A 26,057-nucleotide genomic window follows, 5' to 3' on the forward strand; every position below is an offset into this window, starting at 1 on the left:
TTAGTAGCTTTAAATTACGATACAAAAATACTAATTATTTTTCATCATATAGAGGAATCACATGAATGAAATGCTATACAATAAAAAAGCAGAACAAAATTGTCCTGCTTTTTTTATTATTTCTTGATAATATTTTCAGATTAGTTTCCTCCGAATTTGAAACCTACACCTACTTGTACAAAGCTGTTTGTCAATTTCTCATTTCCTTCTGCATGCTTAGCAAGGTTAGAAACACCAAGATTATATCTTGCATCAAAGAACAATCCGTTTTCCAATGCATATTCAGCACCAAGGAATGGAGCGATATTCAAAGTATTCATCTGATCTTTGATATCTCTTTCATCATTAGCATCAATCTCGAATCCTGGAATACCGAATCCAAAATCAGCAGTAAGCTTTTGCTTTGCAGAAAGAATAACTCCGAAGCTTGCTCCTGCAGAAACTGATAACCCTTCAGTGATAAAATACTTAGCAGAGATAGGTACTAATAAAGTATGATAAGTCTGCTTTGCTTTTACATTTAAAAAAGTAGTCGGATCATCCGGATCAGCTTCAGTTACATTTACTTTTCCTCCTAGTGGAGAGTATAAAAGTTCTCCCTGAAGAGCAAATTTATCACTCAGTTTATATTCAGCGATACCACCAATATAAAATGTGTGTACAGGATCTGAAGTTTCAGACTGTCCGTCTCCTTTTAATTTAATTGTAGAGTAAGAGTATCCGGCTTTTGGACCAAATCGAAATTCTTGTGCGTTTGCAGAAATTCCCATAACAGCGACTGCTGCAACTAGTAAAAGTTTTTTCATGTTTAGTTAGTTTTTACATTTAAGGACTGCAAAACTAATTAAATTTTTCAAATTAACAAATTTTAGCTAACCAAATCAAGGTTAATAAAAGGTTAATAGAAACTTTTACCTATTCAGAACTAGTCGTTTCTTACTCTTTTATCCTCATCGTTATAAGCCAGGATAATCTTTCTTACCACCGGGTGTCTTACCACGTCTTCTTCTGTAAGATGTACAAAACCGATCTCCTTTACTCCATGTAAAATCCTCATAGCCTCTTTCAGCCCGGACTGTTGGTTTTTCGGAAGGTCGATCTGGCTCGGATCACCTGTGATAATGAACTTGGCATTCATACCCATTCTGGTAAGGAACATTTTCATCTGCGCATGAGTTGTATTCTGTGCTTCATCAAGAATCACAAACGCATCATCCAGCGTACGTCCTCTCATAAAAGCCAAAGGAGCTACCTCAATTACTTTTTTCTCCATGAATCCCTCAAGTTTTTCATGGGGAATCATATCACGGAGAGCATCATATAAAGGCTGTAAATACGGATCCAGCTTTTCTTTAAGGTCACCAGGCAAAAATCCTAAACTCTCTCCTGCTTCTACAGCCGGCCTTGTCAGGATGATTCTTTTCACTTCTTTATCTCTCAAAGCTCTTGCTGCCAATGCTACGCTGGTGTATGTTTTTCCGGTACCTGCAGGTCCAATGGCAAACACCATATCCTTTTTCTCAGTTTCCTTTACCAGCTTTTTAAGATTGGTTGTCTTAGCTTTAATAACTTTTCCGTTAACTCCTTTTACGATAATATCCTGATCAAAAACAAGTTGTTTCTCGTTCTCGTCTTTAATATTCAATATATTTTCAACGTCTTTTAGTCCTATTGAATTGTTTTTGGAGATAAAACTGACAATATCATCCAGTTTTCGCTTCAGTATATCTAAAGCTTCCTGATTTCCCATGGCAAAGATGAAATGATCTCTTCCTGTAATTTTAATGGTTGGAAAGCTTGATTTTATTAAGTTGAAATATTGGTTATTAACTCCATAGAAGATTTTCGCATCGATATCTTCCAAATCATATGTTAATTCAAACATGCAGTATTTTTATTTTTAGATTTTAAAATTAAAGCTTTTTTTCAAATTTTTATCAAATTCTTTTCTACAATCTTTCCGCCTTTTCTTTTTATTTTAAATAACTTTGCAATACTACACTATTCTAGAAATTGCTCATGTCAATTATTACCCTTACTTCGGATTTCGGAAATTTAGATTACAGAGTTGCCGCTGTGAAAGGCAAAATTCTGTCTCTAAACCCTGAGGTTAATATTATTGATATAACCCACGATATCCAGGCATTCAACCTTATACAGACTTCGTATATTGTAAGAAATGCTTATAAATATTTTCCTAAAGGAAGTATTCATATCCTTTCGGTAGATAGTTTTTACCACAAATCAAGAAAAAATATCATTTATAAAGCCGACGGATCTTATTTCCTGGCGGCAGACAACGGTCTTTTAAGCCTTATATTTTTCGATATTAAACCTGAAGCGATCTACGAGCTTACGCTGAACAACCGTTTTGATGATGTCATCGACTTTACCTCTACAGATATTTTTGTTCCTGCAGCGGTACACCTTGCCAACGGCGGGCTTCCTGAAGTAATAGGACGAAAAATACATTCTGCTAAACAACTGATGTTCCCAAGAGCCGTATACAATGAGTCTGAAGGCATGATCATTGGTGAAGTTACTTATATTGATAATTTCGGAAATATAATCTCAAATATCAACAAAGATTTTTTTGAAAACATCAGTAAAGGTTATGGTAGTTTTACCATAAAATTTAGGAATTTAAGCCTTTCAAGAATATTTTCCAGCCATACGGAGGTGGTTTCAGACTGGGAAAGGGAGACAGAATTCCATGGGCAGTCTGCTGCAATCTTCAATGATAGCCAATTATTGGAGCTTACGATCTACAAAGGAAGCAAGAAAAACGGCGCTAAAAGCCTGTTTGGATTGAATGTAGGCGAAAATATTTATATTGAATTCAGCTAAGATTATATATTTCATAAAAAAACCGATTTTTTTTATATATTTGTCAAAATCTAAAAATCAAAAATGGCAGAATACAAATTATTGCTTCCTTCCATGGGAGAAGGGGTTATGGAAGCGACAATTATCACTTGGTTATTCAATGAAGGTGATAACGTAAAGGAGGATGACTCCGTAGTAGAAATTGCAACAGATAAAGTAGATTCAGACGTTCCGACACCAGTTTCGGGGAAAATCGTAAAAATTTTAAAGCAAAAAGATGAAGTTGCAAAAGTAGGTGAAGCCATTGCTATTTTAGAAATTGAAGGAGAAGGCACAGCTTCAGAAGAAGTGAAAACTGAAACTCCGGCAGCGACTCCGGATGCTGACACTTTAAAAGCGATTGAAGAGCCTTTACAAACAGCTGCTGCTTCAAACATAGAATTCTCAGGAGACCTTTATTTATCTCCACTCGTAAAATCTATCGCACAACAGGAAAAAATTTCTGAAACTGAACTGAAATCTATCAAAGGAAGCGGTTTAGAAGGAAGAATTACAAAAGAAGATATATTAGCTTACGTTGCTAACAGAGGAAGCCAGCCAGCTCAGGCAGCTCCTGTACAGGCGGCAGCTTCTACTCCAAAACCAGCCGTATCTGCACCAACAGCTACAATTCCGGTAAGCGCAGGTGATGAGATCATTCCAATGGACAGAATGAGAAAAATCATCGCTGAAAACATGGTAAAAGCAAAACAAATTGCTCCACACGTTACTTCTTTCATCGAAACAGACGTTACCAATGTTGTAAAATGGAGAAATAAAAACAAAGCTGTATTCGAAAAACGTGAAGGTGAAAAACTTACGTTTATGCCAATTTTCGTAAAAGCTGTTGTGAAAGCAATCCAGGATTTCCCAATGATCAATGTTTCTGTAAATGGTGAAAACATCATCAAGAAGAAAAACATCAACATTGGTATGGCTACTGCCCTTCCGGACGGAAACCTTATTGTTCCTGTCATCAAAAATGCAGATCAGTTATCTCTTTCAGGATTGGCAAAAGCAATCAACGACTTAGCTTACAGAGCAAGAAATAAAAAATTAAGACCTGAAGATACTCAGGGTGCAACCTATACAATATCTAACGTAGGAAGCTTCGGAAACCTTATGGGAACACCGATCATTCCACAGCCCCAGGTAGCTATTTTAGCAATCGGTGCTATCGTTAAGAAGCCTGCAGTTCTTGAAACAGCTGACGGTGATGTAATTGCTATCAGAAACTTAATGTTCATGTCTCACTCTTATGACCACAGAGTGGTAGACGGATCTTTAGGAGGAATGATGCTGAAGCATGTTCACGACTACCTTGAGAACTGGGATCTGAACACAGAAATATAAGTAATGAGCAATCAGCAATAAGTAATTTGTTGATTTTAAATACTAAACCTTCGAATTTTTCGGAGGTTTTTTTATTGGAAAAAACTGTAACATTTTATACAAATATTCAACACACCATGTAACAGAGCAGACTGCTCAATTGTCTTATATAAAAACAACAACCTGAATTATCTCAAAATGAAACATATCCTTCTGGCAGCATTTGCATTACACATTTCCACAACGGCTTTTTCTCAGCAAACCAATCAGTCTAAACTGATTGACAGCTACGTAAAAGAGGCCATGAAAAACAATAAAATCCCTGGATTAGCTCTCGGAATTATAAAAGATGGTAAAGTAATTTTTGAACAATATTACGGAACAGAAAACCTGGAAGATCTTAAAAAGGTGAGCCCAACTTCGATGTTCAGGGTATATTCTACTTCAAAATTAACAGCCAATGTCGGTATTTTTCAACTGATTGAACAAGGAAAGTTATCTTTGGAAGACAATATCTCCAAATATGTTGAAAATATTCCTAAAGAATGGCAAGAGGTAAAAGTAAAAAACCTGTTGACACATTCTTCCGGAATTCCAAATTTTATTGCTTTTGAGGATATTCCTGTTGATGATTCCAATGCAAAAGTGATTGAACGTCTTTCCAAAGAAAAAATGGAATTCAAAACAGGAAATGAATTCAGATACAATCAAACAAATTATATGCTCCTTACCATGATTATTGAAAAGATTACAGGACAGTCTTTCAATAATTTTATCATTAACAATCAATTTTCTGATTCGAAAAATCAGGTTTATTTCTCATCAAATTCTCTTGAGCAGATTCCCAACAGAGTTCAGAAATACAACTACAACAATCAAACAAAACAATATGAGCAAACGCCATTTGACAACGGTGTAAGATCACATTCCGGAAACGGATTAGCCATTACCCTTCCTGCCTTTTTACAATAGAGCAGCCATCTTAGCAAAAATGATCTGTTAAATCAAAAAACAATGGAAACGATGTGGAAACCCTTTGATTACGGCAACAAAAAAGATGTTTTTGCCTATGGCTGGGAGATCAATAAAGCGAATGATATTTCATCTTACGGATTTTCTGGTGGAAATGTTAGTGCTTACAGAATATTTCCACAAAATAATATGGCTATTATTATGATGTCGAACGGATATAATTTTTTCCCGGCACAATATCATATTGTCAATCATGTTGCAGCCATCATTGATAAAAAGCTTTCGGATGCCTACTCTATTGCTGAAGAATCCATTATTACCGGATTTGCCAAAGCCAACAATCCAAACGCAGAAAAAAACTACTATGCTATTAAGGCCAAGAATCCAAAATGGGATTTTGACGGGACATTGAATAATATTGGGTATATTTTAATAGGAAATTCCAGAGCAGATGAAGCCGTTAAGGTATTTGAAATCAATGCAAAGGAGCACCCACAATCCGGAAATGCATTTGACAGTTTAGGAGAAGGATATTTCCACGCTAAAAACTATCCTTTGGCATTAAAGAATTATAAAAAATCTCTCGAACTGGATCCGCAAAACACGAATGGTTCTAATATGATTAAAAAAATAGAAGATCTTATAGCTCAGAAAAATTAATTAAAATTATATCAATTTAATAGAGAAAGTCCTGACGGAAGTCGGGATTTTTTATTTGATTTAAACATTATTCATTTTATTAAAAACTCATACTATTTGATTTTTAAATTTAAAAATAATTTAAACAAAATAAAAATTTAATACGATATCAATAATTAAAACTGATTCATTTTACATTACAATCACTTTCTTGGATGTTTAAGTTATTAGTATTAATTTTAAAACAAATATTATTTGAAAATAGATACCTATTATAGAAGATCCCGTATTTTTACACCTCTAAATTACCAAATGCTGAAAATTTTCGCCCTCATCAAAAAATCTCTTAAAAATTCCTTCGATAATATCAGGAATGAACAACTGAAGAACAATCTCCTTCAGGCTATTCCTTTTTGGATAGGTTCTGTGATTACAGGTTTTTTTGCCGTTATGTATGCACAGGTATTTGCCTGGGGCGAGCATTTGATGAATTTTATTTTTGACTGGCATGCTTGGATGATTTTCATTATTGCTCCCATCGGATTTGTTTTATCCTGGTGGCTGGTGAAAGAATTTGCTCCCAATGCAAAAGGAAGTGGTATTCCTCAGGTGATGGCAGCTGTAGAACTTGCTAATCCGAAAGAGCATCGGAAAATCAGGAATCTTTTAAGTATTAAAATCATCTTTTTTAAAATCCTATCCTCTGTTATTCTGGTCATCGGAGGAGGTGCAGTAGGACGTGAAGGTCCTACGATTCAGATTGCAGGCTCTGTTTTCAGAAAGGTAAATGAATATCTTCCTGAATGGTGGCCGAAGATCTCTAAGAAAAACATGATTATGACAGGCGCAGCGGCCGGACTGGCAGCAGCATTCAATACTCCGCTTGGAGGAATTGTTTTTGCTGTGGAAGAACTTTCAAAAACCCACATCAATTATTTTAAAACAGCTTTGTTTACAGCGGTAATTATTGCAGGTCTTACGGCACAAACATTGGCTGGGTCCTATTTGTATCTGGGATATCCGAAAACCAATGATGTTTCTTTAATGGTGATGTTTCCGATCATGCTCGTTGCAGGTACTGCCGGTATTTTGGCCAGTCAGCTCTCAGTTATTATGCTTAAAATCAATGGCTGGAAAAAGAAAAAACTGAAAACAGATAAAGCCAATGTCGTTTTCCTGATCATTTCTGCTTTAATTATTGCTTCCATTGCTTATTTCATCAACAGAGAGATTCTGGGCTCAGGAAAAGAAATCATGGAACGTGTACTTTTTACCAAAAATAAACACGAAGACTGGTATGTTCCGATTTTGAGGATGCTGGGTCCTGCCCTTTCTTTCACTTCAGGAGGTGCCGGCGGAATTTTTGCTCCGGCTCTTAGTGCAGGAGCAAGTATAGGCTCTGTTATTTCTGGAATCATTCATTTAACCCCCAACGAAACCAATGTGGTAATCCTTGCCGGAATGGTAGCTTTTCTTACCGGAATTACGAGAGCTCCGTTTACTTCAGCTATTATTGTGCTGGAAATGACGGACAGACACTCATTGATATTTCACTTAATGCTTGCCGGAATGGTATCTTCCATTGCTTCGATCCTTGTAAGCAGACATTCTTTGTATGATGTTTTGAAGGTGAATTTTCTAAAGGAGTTGAGAGAGAAAGATTAATTCTAAAATGGTTCAACTTAGAAATTTTAAGCAGCAGTTATTAAATAAGAAGACATTTCTACTCATTTTCCTTCAATCTTCTTGTATATAAGAAATATATTTTCTACTTTTGCACCTCGAAATAATTAACAAATTCATTTAACATTATGAACAATTACGAAACTGTTTTCATTTTAACTCCCGTTCTATCTGAGTCACAGGTAGAGGAAGCAGTGAACAAGTATGTAGATCTTATCAAAGAAAAGAACTGCGAAATCGTTGCTAAAGAAAATTGGGGATTGAAAAAGTTAGCTTACCCTATCCAATTGAAAAAGAATGGGTTCTATACTTTAATCGAGTTTAAAGGTGAAGGTACTGTAGTTGCTGATTTAGAATTAGCATTTAAGCGTGACGAAAGAGTAATCCGTTACCTTACTACAAAACTTGACAAGCATGCTATTGAGTACGCTGTAACAAGAAGAGCAAAAGTAAAAGCAGCTAAAGCTTAATTATTAACCCTATTTTTTAAAAAAGACAAGACATGGCAATAGATGAAATGGCTAAACAAGCCTCAGCTGGAGGAGAATCAGAAGTAAAATTCCTTACTCCACTTGATATCAATACAAAATCTGAAAAGAAATATTGTAGATTCAAAAAATACGGAATTAAGCACGTTGACTATAAAGATGCTGATTTCTTATTACAATTTGTAAACGAGCAAGGTAAAATCTTACCAAGAAGATACACTGGAACTTCTTTAAAATACCAAAGAAAAGTTTCTGCTGCTATCAAAAGAGCAAGACACCTTTCTTTACTACCTTACGTAGCTGACTTATTGAAATAAGACAAAAAAATAAATAAAAGAAGAGGTCTCCTCTTCTTTTGTTGCTGAATAAATAATTAATTCTAACTTGATTTTAGATTACTCTAAAATCCCAAAAAAGGACAACAACAATGGATATCATCCTAAAACAAGACGTAGAAAACTTAGGACTTGAGTTTGATACAGTAAGCGTAAAGCCAGGTTATGCTAGAAACTTCTTACTTCCTCAAGGAATTGCACTTTTAGCTACACCTAAAAACAAAGCAGCTTTAGAAGCTACTTTAGAAGCTAGAAAAGAAGAAGAAGCTAAATTAATCGCTGCTGCTAACGCTGTAGTTGAGCAATTGAAGAAAACTTCTATCACTATTCCTGCAAAAGTAGGTTCTGGTGATAAACTATTCGGATCTATCAACAATGCAGATCTTTCTGCTGCTCTTGCTAAAGCTGGAGTTTCTGTAGAGAAGAAATACATCAAAATTCCAGGGAACACTATTAAGAGAACTGGTAAAGTAACAGCTAACATCAGATTACACAGAAACGTTGAGTACAATTTCGAATTCGATATCGTATCTGACGCTCCAGTTGTAGCTGCTCCTGCTGCTAAGAAAGAAGAAGTTAAATCTGAAGAAGCTTAATATAAGCGACTGAGATTTTCTCACAATACAGACCACTTCAATTTATTGAGGTGGTTTTTTTGTGTAATTTGGAAAAGATTGCGCATAGAACTAACCCGTCTTTTTGCTTTGCAAAAATCCACCTCTTCAGGGAAGGGGAATGTAGAAAACCTTAACTGTTATTACTCATTAAATTAGCTTTTTCGCAGCCTTACACGTAAGAACAGCCAGGAAACCTTATCCCACATTATAAAACTCGTTTCCATACAACCCATAACCCGAATCAGGAATCTTAAACCCTCAAACGCTCCCACTCACTATTTATCCCCTCTCAACTTCTGCTGATATTCCGTAGGAGCAATACCAATGATCTTTTTGAAAATATTGCTGAAAGACGACAGGCTGTTGTACCCTACCATCATTGCTATTTCGTACATATTGTATTTATCTTCCAGCATTAGCTCAAGTGAACGGGTAATTCTTAATGCTCTTAGAAAACGGATGTAATTCATGCCCAGAATCTCTTTAAATTTCCTTGAAAGGGTTCTTGTACTCATTCCGAATTCTTTTGCTGTAGATTCGATAGTAAGGGGCTTTTCAAGGTTGGCATGAATATATCGTGCAATCTTCAATAATGTTTCATCTTTAGGAAAAGGATGCTGTATTGGAAACGCAAGATGTTTGTATTCTTTCTCTTGTAAAACGCCTTTCAGCGCTTTGAGAAAAAAATATTTGGAAGTATCATTTTTTGTGATTTTCCCATCCCATTCTTTAGTATACAAAATCATCTCTCTGAGTAAATCATTAACAGAATAAATATTAATTTCATCAAAGAAGCCATTTTCACCTTCTTCTTTTTTAAAATAAAAATTATATAAATCCACTTTAGGACTGGTAGAAAAAATATAATGAGGGGTTCCTGCGGGAATCCACATAAAACATCTCGCAGGAAGATACCAGTGCTTCTGATCAGTAAAAACATGTACAATACCGCCTTCTGCATATACTAATTGTGCAGAACTGTGATAATGAATTTCCGTAGTTATATTCCCGGTAAGGACATGATAAATGTAAAATTCGGTATCATCTTCTTCTACTTCTTTAAAATGGCTGTTGTTCATCCCATAAAGGTAAGAAGAATTTTCAAAATGGCGTAAATGAGCAAATCTTTTTCTGTTTTCACAAATAGAGTCTGTGGCTCCTCATCGTAACTTTGCTGCATCAAAATCATTTTAGCAAAAATCCTTTAATTAATTTATGAATATCATATTGAACGCATACCGATATCGGTACATTGCGTTGTGCTTATTATTGAGCACCTTTTTACATTCACAGATGATAGATTACCAGCATCTCGGCTTACAGCAGGCTGTTGAGATTGGTCTGAAAAACAACAAAAACATACAGATAAGTCATCTGAAACAGGAAATGTCCGTTACCAAAGAGAAAGACCTCAAAATGGAAAAACTGCCGGACATTGAATTTCATACAAGCTATAATCAGGTTACAAACCTGTTTCAGCATCAGAATGGCGTCTTCAACAAAGCTACCAAGTATGATGTGATCAATGGGATGTATGATTTTACCTTATCTGCTTCCATTCCGGTGTACATGGGTGGCAAAATCAAAAATACAGAGAAGAAAGCGGCTATTGATACTGAAATTTCAGCTTTAAAAACGCATTTGGATGAGAGACAGCTTAAAATGGCAATTATCACAGCTTTTCTTCAGATCCACCATTTAAAAGAACAGCAGAGTCTTATTAATGATAAAATGAAGGAAGATTCTGTCAATATTAAGCAGGTAAAAGCTCTGAAGGCCAACGGTGTTGTTACTGTAAATGAAGTCTTAGGAACTTCCCTGCAGCTTTCCAATCATAAAATGAGCTGGACAGAACTGGATAATGATATTCAGATTGCAGAGCATAAACTGAAAACGATTCTTTCGCTTCCGGAAAGTCAGGAAATGCATGTGAATACGGAAGATCTTATTTCTGACAATGCTTCGATTCCTTATTTGGATGAACTGACAGAAACCGCTTTAAACAAAAATGAATCTGTTGAAATCACTCATAAAAACCTTTCATTAAAGGAACTGGATCAAAAGATTACCAAAGCGAATTATTTACCCAAAATTACCGCCGGCGGAGAATATTTTTTAAAGTATCCGAATATGATGTTTTTTCCTCCCGAACCCTATGCATATCGTCTGGGAATGGTGGGTGTGAACCTAACTTATCCTATCGAAAATCTGTACAAAAATAAGTACAGAATGCAAGAATCACGGGAAAATATTGATCTTGCCAAGCTTCAAATTGAAGAAAATGAGGAGAATGTAAGACATACTGTGTATGAAGCTTACAAAAAGTTTGAAGAGACAGACCAGAAGATAAAAATTGCTGAAGAAGCGATTAATCAGGCTAAGGAAAATTACCGTATTGTAAGAACAAAGTATGCGAATAAGCTAAGCCTTATCACTGAACTGATCGACGCTGACAATACTTATCTGGAAGCAGAATCTAATCTTATTTCCGTAAAAATCAACAGACAACTTAAATATTACCAACTCCAATATACGATTGGAAACTTATAAAAACTATGGCACAGAAACAATTGACACAAAAGGAAAAAAGAATCAACAAGTCCATTACTTTACTGGCCTGGATCCTGATCATCAGCGGAATTACGGGAATGGTCAGTTTTTATCTTTTTTCGAGAAAAAATGTTACGACAAATGATGCACAGATCGAGCAATATATAACGCCTGTATCCAGCAAGGTTTCAGGGTTTATCAAATCAATACAATTTAACGAAAATCAATTTGTACATAAAGGAGATACTTTAATTGTCATAGACAACAGAGAGTTTGTAAATCAGGTACACATGGCAGAGGCTAATCTTCACGCCAATGCAGCAACCATCGGTACTATTGAAAGCGGTGTCAGTACCAAAGAAAGTGATACAAAAATCATTGATGCTAAAATTGCTTCCGCAAAAATTGATATCTGGAGAACAGAACAGGATTTTAAAAGATATAAAAACCTTTTAACAGAAGATGCGGCTACAGAACAGGAGTTTGAGAATGTGAAAGCTTCTTATGAACAGTCAAAAGCTAATCTTTTAGCATTGGAACAGCAGAAAAATGCAGTAAGAGCTGGAGCCAGTGAGCAGCAGACCAAAGTGGCTCCTGTAAAAAGCCAGATTCAGCAGAGTTCAGCAAGTCTTAACAATGCTAAACTCTATCTTTCTTACACAGTGATTACCGCTCCTTATGACGGATGGATAGGAAAAAAGACCATTCAGGAAGGACAGCTGATTAAAGAAGGTCAGGCTCTTGTACAGATTGTCAGCAAAGAAAAATGGATCATTGCGAATTATAAAGAAACACAGCTTGGGCAGATTGATCAGAGCAAGGAAGTCATTATTACTGCAGATGCTTATCCTGATGTGGAATTTAAAGGAAAAATACTTTCTGTTTCACCTGCTTCAGGATCTCAGTTTTCATTGGTAAAACCGGATAATGCAACCGGAAACTTTGTGAAAATTGAACAGAGATTTCCTGTGAAAATTATTCTGGATAACAATAAAGACAACGAAAAACTGCTTTCCGGGATGAATGTTCTGGTGAGTGCGAAGAAAATATGAGTTTGAGTGTAGGAGGATTTTGGGTTTTAGAGTTCAAAATTAACTTCCAATCAACCTATCTCAAATTTTACGAATAAATTATTTTTTTAGCGAAAAGGCAAACTGCAAAATAGCGAATCTGCAAATTTTTTCTTAAGCATATTTGCCATTTTACCTTTTACTTGTTTACACCTTTGCCCTTTGTCTTTTCGCATTTTTTAAATCCGGTTTAATGACAAATTTGTTCATTTTCCATCTCCTTTTTCTAAGCTTAATGCTTACAAATTATGCAACATAATACAGTTTATCATAAATGGGTACCACAATGGCTGAAACTGCCTCTTCTTATACTGGCATTGTTTCCCCACCTGATGTTGTTGTCGCTTTTACATTCAAACAGCGCCTTCACATCTTCTTTTATGGATGTAGATTCAGATGACATCCAGTATTTAATGATTTTGATGTACGGGACATTTGTGGTTACCCTTTTAGTTTTACAAAGATTTATGGCCTATTTCAGTGTCAAATATTACGTATTACTGATGGCTTCTATTTCCGTTATTATTCTTTACGTCTTATCAGTGACCCATGATTATCATGTTATATTGGTGATCCGGTTTTTAGAGGGAATTTTCGGGTTACTGGAAGGTGCTATTTTCCTGCCTTTGATTATTGCAGAATTAAAAACAAAACACTCCAAAGTTTTAGCCTATCTTTTTATGTATACGATTATGCTGACCGGAGGAACCATCACCACTTCCCTTTTAAAATCAAGCATTGAAGATTACGATTTTCAGCATATGATCCTGATGATGGTGTATTTTCATGTGTTTGTCCTGATTATTGGTATTGCCCTGTTCAACAAAAACAGATTCTTTCCTAAAAAACCTCTGTACCAATTGGATATTACCAGCTGGTTTTTACTTTGGGTCTGTCTGCAGGCTGGCGGTTATGCTATTATTTATGGGAAAAGATTGATGTGGTTTGAATCTGATACCATTATCATGTGTCTGTTTATATTTCTTCTTTCGGGAGGGTTATTTATGCTCAAACAAAGAAATTCTAAAAGGCCATTGTTTCATTTTGAGGTTTTCAGTTCAAAAAACGTGATTGCAGGAATGATTCTGTTTTTTATTTTTTATCTGATCCGCTCCGGACTGAATAATGTCTACAGCATCATGGCGACAGTCTGGAAGTGGCCGTGGGATTATATTGTGAACATCCAGTACTGGAATGTTGCAGGAACTCTTTTGGGAATAGTATTATCGGGAATCTGTCTGGTTCGCGGGATTTCCTCAAGAATTGTTTTCTTTACAGGCTTTCTGTTACTGGCCATTGACTGTGCATGGTTTACCTATACTTTTTATCCTGACACTACCCTTTCTACGATCTGTCCGCCATTATTTCTGCAGGGAGTTGCTCAGGGATTGTTATTTACCCCCCTCGTTTTCTTTTTGATTTCGGGAAGTCCGGAAGAATATGTGGCTAATGCTACAGCAATGGGAACAACAACCCGTTTCTGGACTACCGCTATCGGATATGCCCTGATGCAGAATCTGATGTTATTTTTAACATTAAAACATTCTGATACACTCAGCGCCAACTTTACTGATACCAATCCTGTTTTTTACAATCAATGGAATCAACTTTTCGGAGCTAATATTTCCAAACTTTCAGTTAATGATTCTTTATCCATGACAGCAGGAGCTTTCAAAGCCAAAATAACGGCTCAGTCTATTCTCCTTTCCAATATGGAAATTTTCACAGGATTATTCTGGCTGGCGCTTGTTACAGCAATTGGTCTGCTGCTCTATCATCCTGTAAAAATAGCAGTGAGGAATATTATGTAGAATTATTCTCCCCAGAAAGACCAGACAGTTCCGTTGAAAACGGCCAATTGCTTTTTCTGGGTATCATATACCATCATTCCGGCGGCTGGTGAAATAATATTGAGATGCGGAGAAGCTACTTTCGGTAAAATCATAGCTTTATTTGCATCTTCAAGCACCAGAATTCCGGAAACGGATGAAGGTGTTCCCACGGAAACTTTTGCGTCAGGCTGATCTGTTAAACTATCCTGAAGACTGGTATCTGCAATACCCGTTCCATCTACTGAAAGGTCTTTCCAAAGATTATTCTGATAAACTTTCACCTTCATATCTGAGGTATCAAAAATCAGAGTACCATTCACCGCATTCAGAATTCCGGAGGTGTTTGCAGCCCATGGAAGAACAAACCCTCGGTTTTCATTTCCAAACTCAATAGATGATGAAGCTGATTCTAGTGTCGTTTTTCCAAAAGCAATCTGAGCATTAATGTTTCCAGATACTATTATTGTAAAGATTAAAGTAATTTTTTTCATAACTAATCAGTTTTCTGTTAATCCGGACAAGTTTGGTTATTAAAGCATTTCCAGCCCGTAGAAGTACCGTCAATATTGACCTGCAGACAATTTTGTGTCGTATTATAAACAATCATTCCTTCTTTAAGATCGGCCTGTAGAATTGCTGCGACCTGTGCATCCGTAAGCCTGTTAAGAACAAAACCTTTACTCTTTGATTCCAATACAGCCCACGCTCCTTTTCTTACTCCAGGCCAATTGCTTCCTCCTCTATCTGCTCTGCTTAAAGAAGTAATTCCAAAATTTGAAGAAAGTACTGTTCCTGCTGTTACCGCAGGTTTATAACAAGGCACATTCCCCTGAATCGTAACCGTAACTGTTGCTGTATCACAATTGGACGGAGAAGCAGTCTGGCAGATCTGATACACCAAAGTATACGTTCCCGGAGATGCTCCCGAAGCTACAAGAATATGGCCGTCAGACGTATTCAGTGAAATATTGGGGTTTGAAGTGGATATCTGAGACAAAATAACATTGGAAAGGGTTGCCTGTGCTCCGCCGTAGGTTTCAAAGTCATTATCCAGAACAATTCCTGTAGAAGACCCTCCTGCAACAATAGTATACAAATCATCTACCGCCATTGGTGGTAAATCGCCGTTAATTGCAGGACAAAATCCCGGATTAATGATCAAAGGTGCACTACAGCTGTTGGTAGAAGCACAATCATAGGTAACATTCGTCAGGAAGCTCGGATTACTGTTCATAAAAACTGTACTTGGATCAGAAACACCTGTAGTCATTCTGAAATCGAGATTAGGCCCTACAGCCACATTTCCAACCTGTATGGCATTCTTCAACACTACATATCCTTTTTTGGCAGATGAAGAAGGCCCCTGAATGGCAGCATTTCCTCCCTGAAATTGGTTTAATGCCATTTCTCCTTCATTATAAATAACTGCATCAGCAGGTGCATTATTCATATTTCCGTTGGAGGTAAAAAGCCCAAAATTGTAAATTTCGCTGCTGCTTCCTGATAAATTAATATCTCCTCCAACAGTAAAAAATCCGGTATTGATAATTTTACCGCCATTGATATTAAATCCGTTCTGAGATATAATAGTACCACAATTGACATAGACACTCTGCTCACTATTCCCATAATTACCGCTGAGTAATATCAGTCCGCCTCCTTCATTCCTGAACAAAGTAGTTGCAGAACTGCTCATATTCAGGTTTCCGTTAATATTCAGGTTTCCATAATTATCAATTGTATTAGTGGTGTTATCTCCTAACTGTAAAACTCCCAGCTCAATAAGCCCTTCATTTACAATTTTATTAACCTGTCCGTTAATCGTTAAATTGCCATTTCCTCCTCCTACCGTTATATTTCCAGTGTTGTAAACATGTACATCAAGATCGGCAACAGCCGTTAACGTTTGGTTAAAATTTAATGTTCCGTGAACTTCAAAACTCACCGGAGCATTGGTAACGCCACTGATATTATTCTGAAACTGTAAGGTAACACCCGAAGCAATACAAATCTTAGAATTGATTCCAAAAGTCGGATTATTGAATGTCATATCGGAACTAAAACAAACTGTTGTATTATCGGGAAAATGATAATTAGGATCTGTAGGGTTTTGAATGCCGCAGTTTGTACATTGCGCGTAACTGAAATAACAAAAGAGTAAGGGGAACACATAGAACAATTTTCTCATCCTCAAATTTTAAATAATTAAAATTACAATATTTTTTATCACCAACCAATGAGTTTTCTAAAATTCGCTATTCTATTCATTAAAATACAATGTTATATAATTTTTTATTAAATTAATATCTCATTATTATTAATAATTTTCCAATCAATACTATCTTGGAAATAAGAACGTTTAATATAAAAATCACCCATGGAAATTGAAAGTATTCTACTGAAGCAACGAGATTTTTTTGCCACACAGCAAACCAAAAGTCTTGCTTTCCGAAAAATGTATCTTGAAAAGCTTAAAAATCTTATTATTTCTAATGAGAATATGTTGTATGAAGCTATTAACAAGGATTTTGGGAAATCAAAATTTGATACTTTCACAACAGAATTGTCCTTTATTCTGAATGATATCAATTACTATATCAAAAACTTAAAATCCCTGTCAAAACCTAAAAAAGTAAGTACTAATCTTGTCAATCAATTGGGGAGCAGTAGAATTTATGCTGATCCACTGGGCTGTGTTTTGGTCATCGGAGCCTGGAATTATCCTTACCAGTTATCATTATCTCCAATCATTGCCGCAATGGCTGCCGGAAACTGCTGTGTTCTTAAGCCCAGTGAAATAGCTGAAAATACCATGAAAGCAATGGCATCCATTATCAATGAAAATTTCCCGTCTGAATATCTTTATGTGTACGAAGGTGGAATTGATGAAACTACAGCTCTTCTACAATTAAAATTTGACAAAATATTTTTTACAGGAAGTACAAAAGTCGGAAAGATCGTTTACAAAGCAGCAGCGGAACACCTAACCCCTGTAACCCTTGAACTGGGTGGAAAGTCTCCGGCTATCGTCACCAAAAACGCCAATCTTGAAATAGCAGCTAAAAGAATTGTATGGGGAAAGTTTCTCAATGCAGGGCAAACCTGTGTGGCTCCCGATTATCTTTTGGTAGAAGAAACCATTCAGGAGCAGTTTCTGGAAATGATCAGAAAATACATCAGGCAATTTAAATATGATCAGGATTCTGAACAGTACACAAGAATCATTAACCAAAGAAATTTTCAGCGCCTTGTACGCCTTATTGATAAGGAAAAAATATATTCCGGAGGTCATTTTGACGAAGAAAAACTCTATATCGAACCTACGATTCTGAACCATATAAACTGGAATGACGAAATCATGCAGGAAGAAATTTTTGGTCCTCTCCTTCCGGTCATCAGCTTCCAAAGTTATAATGCAGCATTAAACGCTGTCTTAGAGCTTGAAAAACCATTGGCTGCTTATCTTTTCACCAATGATTCTGAAGAAAAAGAGAGTTTTACACGAAAATTATCTTTCGGAGGAGGTTGTATCAATGACACAGTAATGCATTTAAGCAATGACCATCTTCCGTTTGGAGGAGTGGGAAGCTCAGGAATAGGAAATTATCATGGTAAATATGGTTTTGAAGCCTTCTCACATCAAAAAGCAGTTCTTGATAAAGCTACCTGGGGCGAACCGGATATCAAATATCCTCCTTATTCTGAGAAGAAATTAAGCTGGATTAAAAAGCTGCTGTAAATTCTGCAAATAGTATTTTCGCAAACGCTACAAAAAAACAAAAAACTGCCTCATTTCCGAAGCAGTTTTTATTGTTTTATCCTTTTTTAGGAGCCCATGTAGTAAAGAATTCCTTTACTTTATCTTTACTGTATCCTTTTCCTTCTTCCAGCACATCACTCTGCTGAACTTTGATCATTTTTCCGTTTTTATCTAAAATAATAAATACCGGATAGCCAAATTTTTCACCCGGATTACCATATTGGGCAAAAACTTTTTCATTTTTATTCTCCGGAGAGAAATTCAAATGATAATATTCGTAGTTTTTATCAACAATATTTTTTAATTCCGGAGTTGTTTGCACAAACTGATTGAATCTCAAGCACCAAATACACCAGTTTCCACCCGCCTGGATTATGATATTTTTACCTTCTTTCTTTGCTTTTGCAATCAATTTATTAATGTCTGCCTGTGCATCTGCTTTTGGATCATAAGGCTTTGGAAGTTTTGCTTTTTCTTCTGCTGCCTTTTTCTTTGCTTCTATTTCAGCATGATCAGTTTTTACTAAAAGTGCATTATCACTTTTCTTCTCTTCCAGTGGTTTATTGGTATTCTGCGAAAAAGCGAAAGCACTTAATACCAAAAAAGCTAGTATTGTCAATTTTTTCATAACATAAAAGTAAAAAAATAATATATATCCGTCAGCAAAAATAGAACCATAATTTTATTATCACTAAATTTGCCTGTTTTATGAATTTCTTAATCAAAATATTATACTTAGTCTCTAAGCTGCCGCTTAAAATATTATATATTTTTTCGGACGTCATCTTTTTCCTTAATTACTATCTGGTAGGATACAGAAAAGAGGTAATCACCCAAAATCTAAGAAAGTCTTTCCCTGATAAATCGGAAGAAGAAATTAAAGAGATCCGAAAAAAATTCTACCTTAATTTTTCAGATTATCTGGTAGAAACTATAAAATCTTTCAGTATTTCTGAGACAGAAGCCAGAGTGAGAATGCAGCATATCAATCAGGAACTGTTTCATGATGCTAAAAAGGAAGGTAAAAATATTATCCTGCTGGCAGGACATGTTTTCAATTGGGAATGGATCAATGCATTGGCAAAGATTGTTCCCCAGGCTCATTGCCATCCTGTATACAGAAAAGTAAACAGTGATTTTTGGGAGAATCAGATGAAAAAGGTCCGAAACAAGTTCGGAAACGAAGCACTGGAAGCCAATGAGGTGATCTTGAATATTTTCAGATCTAAAAACAACGGAGATTCTGCTTATATGTTTGTAGCAGATCAAACGCCTCACCATGCTCATGTCACTTACGGATTAGAATTTTTGAATCAAAGAACTCCTGCTTTTATAGGATATGATAAACTGGCCACAAGAATGGATCTTGTTTTTATCTATTGTGAGATGAAAAAGGTGAAACGTGGTTATTATCAGGTTAATTATCACAGAATATATCCGGATGGTGAAAAGTTCACAGAAAATGAAGTGGTAAGAAAATTCCATAAATTACTGGAAAATACTTTGCACAAAAATCCTGACAACTATCTTTGGTCACACAGAAAATGGAAATATCAGGACTCTATCAAAAATTTTGATTCTGAAAAAAAATAGATTGACATGCAGAAAAAACTGGCAGTTGCCATCTTAAACTGGAACGGCAGAAATTGGCTTGAAAAATTTCTTCCGGGTGTGGTTCAATTTTCTCAGAATGCTGATATCTATGTGATAGACAACCTTTCTACGGATGATTCCGTTGAGTTTCTGCAAAAGAATTTCCCCACAGTACACATTATTAAAAATGATAAAAATTATGGGTTTGCAGGCGGTTATAACGAGGGATTAAAATCCATCAAGCATGAATACTACTGTCTTCTCAATTCTGATGTAGAGGTTACAGACAACTGGACAGAACCTGTATTGGAACTGTTGGAAAAAAATCCTTCAATCTCAGCAGTACAACCTAAAATTTTATCTTATCACAATAAAAGTCATTTCGAGTTCGCTGGTGCTGCCGGGGGCTTGATAGACAACCTTGGATATCCTTATTGCAGAGGAAGGGTCTTTGATGATCTGGAAGAAGATAAAGGCCAGTATAATGATGAAAAAGAAATCTTCTGGGCTTCAGGATGCTGTTTTTTTATCCGTTCAAAAGATTTCTGGGATCAGAATGGCTTTGATGCAAGATTTTTTGCTCATCAGGAAGAAATTGACCTTTGCTGGAGGCTTATTAATTCCGGGAAACAAATTTATTATACCGGAAAAGCCCATGTATATCATGTAGGTGGTGGAACACTCAATAAGCAGAGTGCACAAAAAACTTATTTAAACATCAGAAATAACCTTTCCATGATGCTTAAAAACCTTCCTTTTCCTCAATTGATCTGGTTGATCTTTTTCAGATTATGCCTGGATGGTGTTGCCGGGATTTACTTTGGTTTAAAACAAGGTTTTCCACATCTGTGGGCGGTTGTAAGAGCTCATTTTGGATTTTATACTCAGCTTTCCGGAACATTGAAACTTCGTCAGCAACATCAGAAGAATCAGTTTTATCAATCGAAATGGCTGATTTTTAAACATTTTTTAGGTGGCAGATGATAGATTAGGGATTAGTTGAAAATTACGACTTTCTTACTTATCATGAACTAAGGATTCATTAGAGTAAAAATTCATAACTTCAATTAACATTAAACTTTAAACCCAAAACTTTGAACATTAAACTCTAAACCTGAGAACCAGCAACTATACCCCAACAACAATCAACAAATTATAATTTTAAAACAATGGATTTCTGTGCAATAGATTTTGAAACAGCCACTCACGAGAAAAGTTCAGCTTGTGAGATGGGAATCTGTGTAGTACAGGATTCTAAAATTGTGGAAACAAAGACCTGGCTGATTAAACCTCCGAGTTTTCCTTATTTCAGCAGATTCAATATTGCCGTTCATGGAATTCATCCTGAAGATGTAAAAGATGCACCGACCTTCGACGAAGTATGGTATGAGGCTCAGGAAATGATGTATGGCAGTCTTATGATTGCTCATAATGCAGGATTTGATGCTTCTGTTTTAAGAGGATGCCTGGAGCATTATGGAATGTTTACCCCCAAATTAAACTATTTGTGCAGCATACAGCTTGCCAAGAAATCATGGAATTATCTTCCGAAATACGGTTTAAAACCTTTGGCTGAATATCATAAAATTGATTTCACCCACCACAGAGCGGGTGCAGATGCTGAAGTGTGTGCAAAGATCTCGCTGCTGGCTTTTGAGAAACTGTTTCTCACCAGCAATGATGAAGTAAACGATTATATGAAGGCGAAAATAAAAAAGCTTTAATAAGAACCCGGGTTCTTAGTCTGCCATTTATTAATCATTAATTACTCAACACTTCAGACAATAGATTGAATTTTGGAATATCAATCTCAAATGTCTCCTGTGTCTCCAGATTTTTAACGAGGTATTTTCCGCTCATATTTCCTACTCCGGAACGAAGCATTACATTGGAGAAGTAAGCGAAATTTTCACCTGTTCCTATTTCAGGAGTAAGGCCGATAACGCCATCACCTATAATCTCTGTGTATCCAAATCCTACATCAAAAATTAACCATTTTCTTTTCAACACTTTGATAGGAAAGCTTCCGTCATTTTCTATCGTGATATTGTATTTAAAAACGTAACGGTTTTCGGATGGATAACTGTTTTTACTATCATATTCAGGTATAACTGAAACTTTGATATTGGAAGTCATTTTTGAAAACATCATTGTAGCATTTTCTTAATAAATACAAAAATCTCGCCTTTTTTATAAGGCGAGATCATATATTTACATTATAATTTTATTAAAACTATAAACCAAGGCCTTTTCTTTCGTCACCTCCCAATAATATTTCAACTGGATTGTCGATACCTTCTTTTACCGCAACAAGAAATCCTACAGATTCTTTACCGTCGATAATTCTGTGGTCATAAGACATTGCAACGTACATCATTGGTCTGATTACTACCTGCCCGTCAACAGCTACTGGTCTCTGGATAATGTTGTGCATACCTAAGATTGCAGATTGTGGAGGATTGATGATTGGTGTAGACATCATAGATCCGAAAGTACCACCGTTTGTAATTGTGAAAGTACCACCAGTCATTTCGTCAACAGTAATTTTACCATCTCTTACTTTGATAGCAAGATCTTTGATATTTGCTTCTACGCTAGCAAAAGACATATTTTCAGCATTTCTCAATACCGGAACCATTAATCCTTTAGGACCAGAAACGGCAATTGAAATATCGCAGAAATCATAATTTACTTTGAAGTCTCCGTCGATAGATGCATTTACATCCGGATACATTTGTAATGCTCTTGTCACTGCTTTTGTAAAGAAAGACATGAAACCAAGTCCAACTCCGTGTTTTTGAGCAAATTCTTCTTTATATTGCTTTCTTAATCTGAAGATTTCAGACATATCCACTTCGTTGAAAGTCGTCAACATTGCTGTTTCATTCTTCACAGAAACCAATCTTTGAGCGATTTTTCTTCTTAAAACTGAAAGTTTAGTTGTAGTGGTAGTTCTAGCACCTGTAGCAGTCATAGGGCTTCCTCCTAATGCAGGAACTGCCGCTAATTCAGCATCAGTTTTAGTGATTCTTCCGTCTCTTCCTGTTCCTGAAACCTGAGCAGCATCCATTCCTTTTTCGTCAAGGATTTTCTTAGCAGCCGGAGATGGAGCTCCTGTTGCATAAGTTTGTGGAGCAGCTACCGGAGCAGCTGGTTTTGGAGCTTCCTGTTTTGGAGCTTCAGCAGCAGGTGCAGCACCTTCTGGTTTTTTAGCATCCATATCAATTAAACAAACTACCTGACCTACCTGTACTACATCACCTTCTTCTGCCTTTAAAGTGATAATACCACTTTGTTCTGCCGGCAATTCAAGAGTTGCTTTATCTGAATCCACTTCGGCGATAGGTTGATCTTTTTCTACATAATCACCATCTTTTACAAGCCAAGTTGCAATTTCAACTTCTGTAATTGATTCGCCCGGTGAAGGAACTTTCATTTCTAAAACTGACATATCGAGTATTTTTTATTTTTTAATTGGATATTATTTAAATTAAGCTGTAACTGGTCTTTTTGCAGGAGCATCATCTCTATCAAAAACTCTGTTGATCACTGCATTTTGGTTTTTCTCAAACATTTTGTGGCTACCTGGAGCTGGAGCACCGCTTGGTACCGGAGCAACTACCTGGATTCCTGTATCTCTGAAGTTTCTCAGGATATAAGACCAAGCTCCCATGTTTTCAGGTTCTTCCTGAGCCCAAACCAATTGTTTTTTGTTTTCGTATTTGTTGAAGATCGCTTCAATAGCATCTGTCTGTAGTGGATATAACTGCTCGAATCTTACTAATGCAATATTTTCACAGTTCAGTTCTTCTTTCTTCGCTAATAATTCGAAGTACAGTTTACCTGAACAAAGAACTACTTTTTCTACTTTTTTAGGATCTGCAGTAGGATCATCCAAGATTGGCTGGAATGTACCGTTTGCAAAATCTTCAATTGGAGAAACTACTTTAGGATGTCTCAATAAAGATTTAGGGCTCATTACGATTAATGGTTTTCTGAAGCCCCATTTCAACTGTCTTCTCAATAAGTGGAAGTAGTTGGCAGGTGAAGTAATATTCGCTACTACCATATTTTCATTAGCACAAAGAGTAAGGAATCTCTCCAGTCTTGCTGAAGAGTGCTCAGCACCCTGTCCTTCTGAACCGTGAGGCAATAACATTACCAATCCGTTCTGGATTTTCCATTTTTCTTCTGCAGCAGCAAGATACTGGTCAACGATGATCTGAGCACCGTTCACGAAGTCTCCGAACTGAGCTTCCCAGATGGTTAATGTATTTGGAGATGCCATTGCATATCCGTAATCGAAACCTAGAACCCCATATTCTGAAAGGTGAGAGTTGAATACATCAAATCTGCTTTCTGATACGTGTCTTAACGGGATATATTCTTCTTCTGTATCTTCTGTTTTTACTACCGCGTGTCTGTGAGAGAATGTTCCTCTTTCCACATCTTCTCCGGAGATTCTTACATTGTGACCTTCCACAAGAAGTGTAGCATATGCTAACCACTCTCCTAACGCCCAGTCTAATGAGTTTCCTTCAATAGCTTTGATACGGTTTTCGAAAAGTCTTGTAATTTTATTGATGAACTTTTTATCAACAGGAAGTGTTGACATTTTAAGCGCTAATTCTTTAAGCTTTGCTGCATCATATTGGGTATCAACCGGCAACTGAACTGCTCCTCTCTTTCCGATTGGATAGTTCGTCCAGTCTTCAGCCATAAACAGATCCATTACGTTTTTCTCAATCTCTTTAGAAGCATCAAAATCTTTGTCCAGAAGAGCTTTGAATTCCGTTTCCATTTTAGCAATTACGTCGTTTGAAGTAATGCTGTCTTTAAGCAATTTATCTTTATAAATTTCTCTTGGATTCGGATGTTTTGAAATGGTTTTATATAGGTTAGGCTGAGTAAATCTTGGCTCATCACCTTCGTTGTGACCATATTTTCTATATCCTAAAAGGTCGATATAAACATCTTTTCCGAATTTTGCTCTGAAGTCAGCAGCAAAGTGGATGGCATGAACAACAGCTTCAGCATCGTCAGCATTTACGTGCATTACAGGAGATTCTGTAACTTTTGCAATATCTGTACAGTATGTTGAAGATCTTGCATCCATATAGTTGGTTGTAAATGAAACCTGGTTATTGACAACAATATGAACTGTACCACCTGTTCTGTATCCTTCCAAAGTCATCATCTGAGCCACTTCGTAAGCAATACCTTGTCCGGCAATAGCTCCATCACCGTGAATGATGATTGGCAATACTTTAGAATAATCTTTGTATTTATCGTCTACTTTTGCACGGCAGATACCTTCTACAAGGGCGGCAACGGTTTCAAGGTGAGAAGGGTTCGGAGTAAGGTTAATACAAACTTCTTCTCCGGAAGCTGTTTTGATTTTTTTAGATGATCCTAAGTGATATTTAACGTCACCAGAGAATACATCCTCTTCGAATTCTTTTCCTTCAAATTCTGAGAATATCTGCTTGTAAGATTTCCCAAAGATATTGGTCAGTACATTAAGTCTACCTCTGTGAGCCATTCCCAATACCACTTCATCTACTCCTAGCTGAGAAGATCTTGAGATCAATTGATCTAAAGCAGGGATTAATGTTTCACCACCTTCTAATGAGAATCTTTTTTGTCCTACAAATTTTGTGTGCAGGTAGTTTTCAAAAGCAACTGCCTGGTTTAATTTTAATAAGATTTCTGTTTTTTCGTTTGCAGAAAGACTTGGATGGTTTTCGTTTACCTGAAGCCATCTTTTGATAAAATCTTTTTCTTCAACGTTGTTGATGTGCATGTATTCTACTCCGATAGAATCACAGTAGATGCTTTCAAGGTGCTTGATCAAATCTGCTAAAGTAGCAGGTTCTTTCATTCCTGTTTCAACCGCGCAGTTGAATTTTATATTTAAATCTTCTTTAGAAAGACCGAAGTTCTCGATGTCTAAAGTAGGTGTATAGTGTCTTCTTTCTCTAACCGGGTTAGTTTTTGTAAAAAGGTGCCCTCTTGTTCTGTAAGCCTCGATAAGGTTTACTACTTTAAATTCTTTCTTGATGTGCTCAGGAACTTCTCCATTAGATACTGCCTGAGAAATCTGTTGTTGTACTGCCGGAGCAGCGTTGGCTGAAGCCTGAATAAACTGAGTGTTATCGTCATCTCCGTAGTTCTCCAAAGCAAAATCGAAGCCTTGAAAGAAGGCTTTCCATGATGGTTCTAGGGAGTCCGGGAATTTTAAGTACTGTTGGTATAAATCCTCAATTAACTGAGAATGAGCTGCGTTTAGGAATGAAAATCTGTCCATTATTACAGTTTATC

General features: G+C 36.3%; 24 protein-coding genes. 15 read left to right on the top strand and 9 right to left on the bottom strand.

Going from position 1 to position 26,057, the window contains the following annotated elements; translation table 11 throughout:
* Positions 1–140: 140 nt before the first annotated feature.
* Complete coding sequence (locus tag LKL37_RS07145; protein WP_431609872.1) at positions 141–806, bottom strand: porin family protein; 666 nt, start codon at positions 804–806, stop codon at positions 141–143.
* A 119-nt stretch (positions 807–925) separates the two neighbouring features.
* Positions 926–1,885: a PhoH family protein gene (locus LKL37_RS07150; RefSeq protein ID WP_431609873.1), complete on the bottom strand. Its 960-nt coding sequence runs from the start codon at positions 1,883–1,885 to the stop codon at positions 926–928.
* Positions 1,886–2,019: 134 nt separating this feature from the next.
* Here LKL37_RS07150 and LKL37_RS07155 point away from each other — a divergent pair, with 134 nt between their 5' ends.
* The 8 genes from LKL37_RS07155 to rplI all read left to right on the top strand — a co-directional run bounded on the left by LKL37_RS07155 (position 2,020) and on the right by rplI (position 8,910).
* Positions 2,020–2,847, top strand: coding sequence for an SAM hydrolase/SAM-dependent halogenase family protein (locus LKL37_RS07155; RefSeq protein ID WP_431609874.1), 828 nt, complete (start codon positions 2,020–2,022; stop codon positions 2,845–2,847).
* A 63-nt stretch (positions 2,848–2,910) separates the two neighbouring features.
* Positions 2,911–4,218 (top strand): dihydrolipoamide acetyltransferase family protein, encoded by a 1,308-nt coding sequence (locus tag LKL37_RS07160; protein ID WP_431609875.1) that lies wholly within the window; start codon positions 2,911–2,913, stop codon positions 4,216–4,218.
* A 177-nt stretch (positions 4,219–4,395) separates the two neighbouring features.
* Positions 4,396–5,169 carry a serine hydrolase domain-containing protein gene (locus LKL37_RS07165; RefSeq protein ID WP_431609876.1) on the top strand — a complete coding sequence of 258 codons (774 nt, stop codon included), beginning with the start codon at positions 4,396–4,398 and terminating at the stop codon, positions 5,167–5,169.
* A 42-nt stretch (positions 5,170–5,211) separates the two neighbouring features.
* Positions 5,212–5,829: a tetratricopeptide repeat protein gene (locus LKL37_RS07170; protein WP_431609877.1), complete on the top strand. Its 618-nt coding sequence runs from the start codon at positions 5,212–5,214 to the stop codon at positions 5,827–5,829.
* A gap of 291 nt (positions 5,830–6,120) precedes the next feature.
* The gene (locus LKL37_RS07175; RefSeq protein ID WP_431609878.1) at positions 6,121–7,473 is read left to right on the top strand and encodes a chloride channel protein; all 1,353 of its coding nucleotides are present in this window, start codon (positions 6,121–6,123) and stop codon (positions 7,471–7,473) included.
* 146 nt (positions 7,474–7,619) lie between these two features.
* Positions 7,620–7,961, top strand: a complete 342-nt coding sequence (rpsF, locus tag LKL37_RS07180) for a 30S ribosomal protein S6 (RefSeq protein ID WP_105682125.1) — start codon at positions 7,620–7,622, stop codon at positions 7,959–7,961.
* 32 nt (positions 7,962–7,993) lie between these two features.
* A complete protein-coding gene (gene rpsR / locus LKL37_RS07185) occupies positions 7,994–8,296 on the top strand; it encodes a 30S ribosomal protein S18 (RefSeq protein ID WP_034706728.1) in 303 nt (100 codons plus the stop codon).
* Between the two features lie 110 nt (positions 8,297–8,406).
* Positions 8,407–8,910: a 50S ribosomal protein L9 gene (rplI, locus tag LKL37_RS07190; RefSeq protein ID WP_105701384.1), complete on the top strand. Its 504-nt coding sequence runs from the start codon at positions 8,407–8,409 to the stop codon at positions 8,908–8,910.
* 296 nt (positions 8,911–9,206) lie between these two features.
* On the opposite strand, the gene LKL37_RS07195 is transcribed toward rplI, so the two are convergent.
* A complete protein-coding gene (locus LKL37_RS07195; RefSeq protein WP_431609879.1) occupies positions 9,207–10,010 on the bottom strand; it encodes a helix-turn-helix domain-containing protein in 804 nt (267 codons plus the stop codon).
* Between the two features lie 214 nt (positions 10,011–10,224).
* On the opposite strand from LKL37_RS07195, the gene LKL37_RS07200 reads away from it, so the two are divergent.
* The 3 genes from LKL37_RS07200 (at position 10,225) to LKL37_RS07210 (ending at position 14,362) form a co-directional block, all read left to right on the top strand.
* A complete protein-coding gene (locus LKL37_RS07200; RefSeq protein WP_431609880.1) occupies positions 10,225–11,481 on the top strand; it encodes a TolC family protein in 1,257 nt (418 codons plus the stop codon).
* Positions 11,482–11,486: 5 nt separating this feature from the next.
* On the top strand, positions 11,487–12,533 hold the full coding sequence (locus LKL37_RS07205) for an HlyD family secretion protein (RefSeq protein ID WP_431609881.1): 1,047 nt from the start codon (positions 11,487–11,489) through the stop codon (positions 12,531–12,533).
* A 266-nt stretch (positions 12,534–12,799) separates the two neighbouring features.
* Positions 12,800–14,362, top strand: coding sequence for a hypothetical protein (locus tag LKL37_RS07210; RefSeq protein WP_431609882.1), 1,563 nt, complete (start codon positions 12,800–12,802; stop codon positions 14,360–14,362).
* A gap of 2 nt (positions 14,363–14,364) precedes the next feature.
* Here the strand turns inward: LKL37_RS07210 and LKL37_RS07215 are convergent, their stop codons facing one another.
* Positions 14,365–14,874 carry a hypothetical protein gene (locus tag LKL37_RS07215; RefSeq protein WP_431609883.1) on the bottom strand — a complete coding sequence of 170 codons (510 nt, stop codon included), beginning with the start codon at positions 14,872–14,874 and terminating at the stop codon, positions 14,365–14,367.
* Between the two features lie 17 nt (positions 14,875–14,891).
* On the bottom strand, positions 14,892–16,571 hold the full coding sequence (locus LKL37_RS07220; RefSeq protein ID WP_431609884.1) for a hypothetical protein: 1,680 nt from the start codon (positions 16,569–16,571) through the stop codon (positions 14,892–14,894).
* A 189-nt stretch (positions 16,572–16,760) separates the two neighbouring features.
* Between LKL37_RS07220 and LKL37_RS07225 the strand changes: the two genes are divergently transcribed.
* Positions 16,761–18,122 carry an aldehyde dehydrogenase gene (locus LKL37_RS07225; RefSeq protein WP_431609885.1) on the top strand — a complete coding sequence of 454 codons (1,362 nt, stop codon included), beginning with the start codon at positions 16,761–16,763 and terminating at the stop codon, positions 18,120–18,122.
* A 76-nt stretch (positions 18,123–18,198) separates the two neighbouring features.
* Here LKL37_RS07225 and LKL37_RS07230 read toward each other — a convergent pair whose 3' ends face one another.
* Positions 18,199–18,771 carry a thioredoxin family protein gene (locus LKL37_RS07230; RefSeq protein ID WP_431609886.1) on the bottom strand — a complete coding sequence of 191 codons (573 nt, stop codon included), beginning with the start codon at positions 18,769–18,771 and terminating at the stop codon, positions 18,199–18,201.
* Positions 18,772–18,851: 80 nt separating this feature from the next.
* On the opposite strand from LKL37_RS07230, the gene LKL37_RS07235 reads away from it, so the two are divergent.
* From LKL37_RS07235 to LKL37_RS07245, 3 genes are all read left to right on the top strand, one after another.
* Positions 18,852–19,736 (top strand): lysophospholipid acyltransferase family protein, encoded by an 885-nt coding sequence (locus LKL37_RS07235; protein WP_431609887.1) that lies wholly within the window; start codon positions 18,852–18,854, stop codon positions 19,734–19,736.
* Between the two features lie 6 nt (positions 19,737–19,742).
* Positions 19,743–20,720, top strand: a complete 978-nt coding sequence (locus LKL37_RS07240) for a glycosyltransferase family 2 protein (protein WP_431609888.1) — start codon at positions 19,743–19,745, stop codon at positions 20,718–20,720.
* A 185-nt stretch (positions 20,721–20,905) separates the two neighbouring features.
* On the top strand, positions 20,906–21,460 hold the full coding sequence (locus LKL37_RS07245; RefSeq protein WP_105701376.1) for a 3'-5' exonuclease: 555 nt from the start codon (positions 20,906–20,908) through the stop codon (positions 21,458–21,460).
* A 37-nt stretch (positions 21,461–21,497) separates the two neighbouring features.
* On the opposite strand, the gene apaG is transcribed toward LKL37_RS07245, so the two are convergent.
* The 3 genes from apaG to LKL37_RS07260 all read right to left on the bottom strand — a co-directional run bounded on the left by apaG (position 21,498) and on the right by LKL37_RS07260 (position 26,043).
* Positions 21,498–21,887 (bottom strand): Co2+/Mg2+ efflux protein ApaG, encoded by a 390-nt coding sequence (gene apaG / locus LKL37_RS07250; RefSeq protein ID WP_065398091.1) that lies wholly within the window; start codon positions 21,885–21,887, stop codon positions 21,498–21,500.
* 82 nt (positions 21,888–21,969) lie between these two features.
* Entirely contained in the window at positions 21,970–23,187 is a 1,218-nt protein-coding gene (odhB, locus tag LKL37_RS07255; protein WP_431609889.1) for a 2-oxoglutarate dehydrogenase complex dihydrolipoyllysine-residue succinyltransferase, read from the bottom strand.
* 39 nt (positions 23,188–23,226) lie between these two features.
* The gene (locus LKL37_RS07260; protein WP_431609890.1) at positions 23,227–26,043 is read right to left on the bottom strand and encodes a 2-oxoglutarate dehydrogenase E1 component; all 2,817 of its coding nucleotides are present in this window, start codon (positions 26,041–26,043) and stop codon (positions 23,227–23,229) included.
* Positions 26,044–26,057: the final 14 nt, after the last annotated feature.

The sequence above is a fragment of the Chryseobacterium sp. 'Rf worker isolate 10' genome (assembly GCF_050753305.1).
Lineage (GTDB): Bacteria > Bacteroidota > Bacteroidia > Flavobacteriales > Weeksellaceae > Chryseobacterium.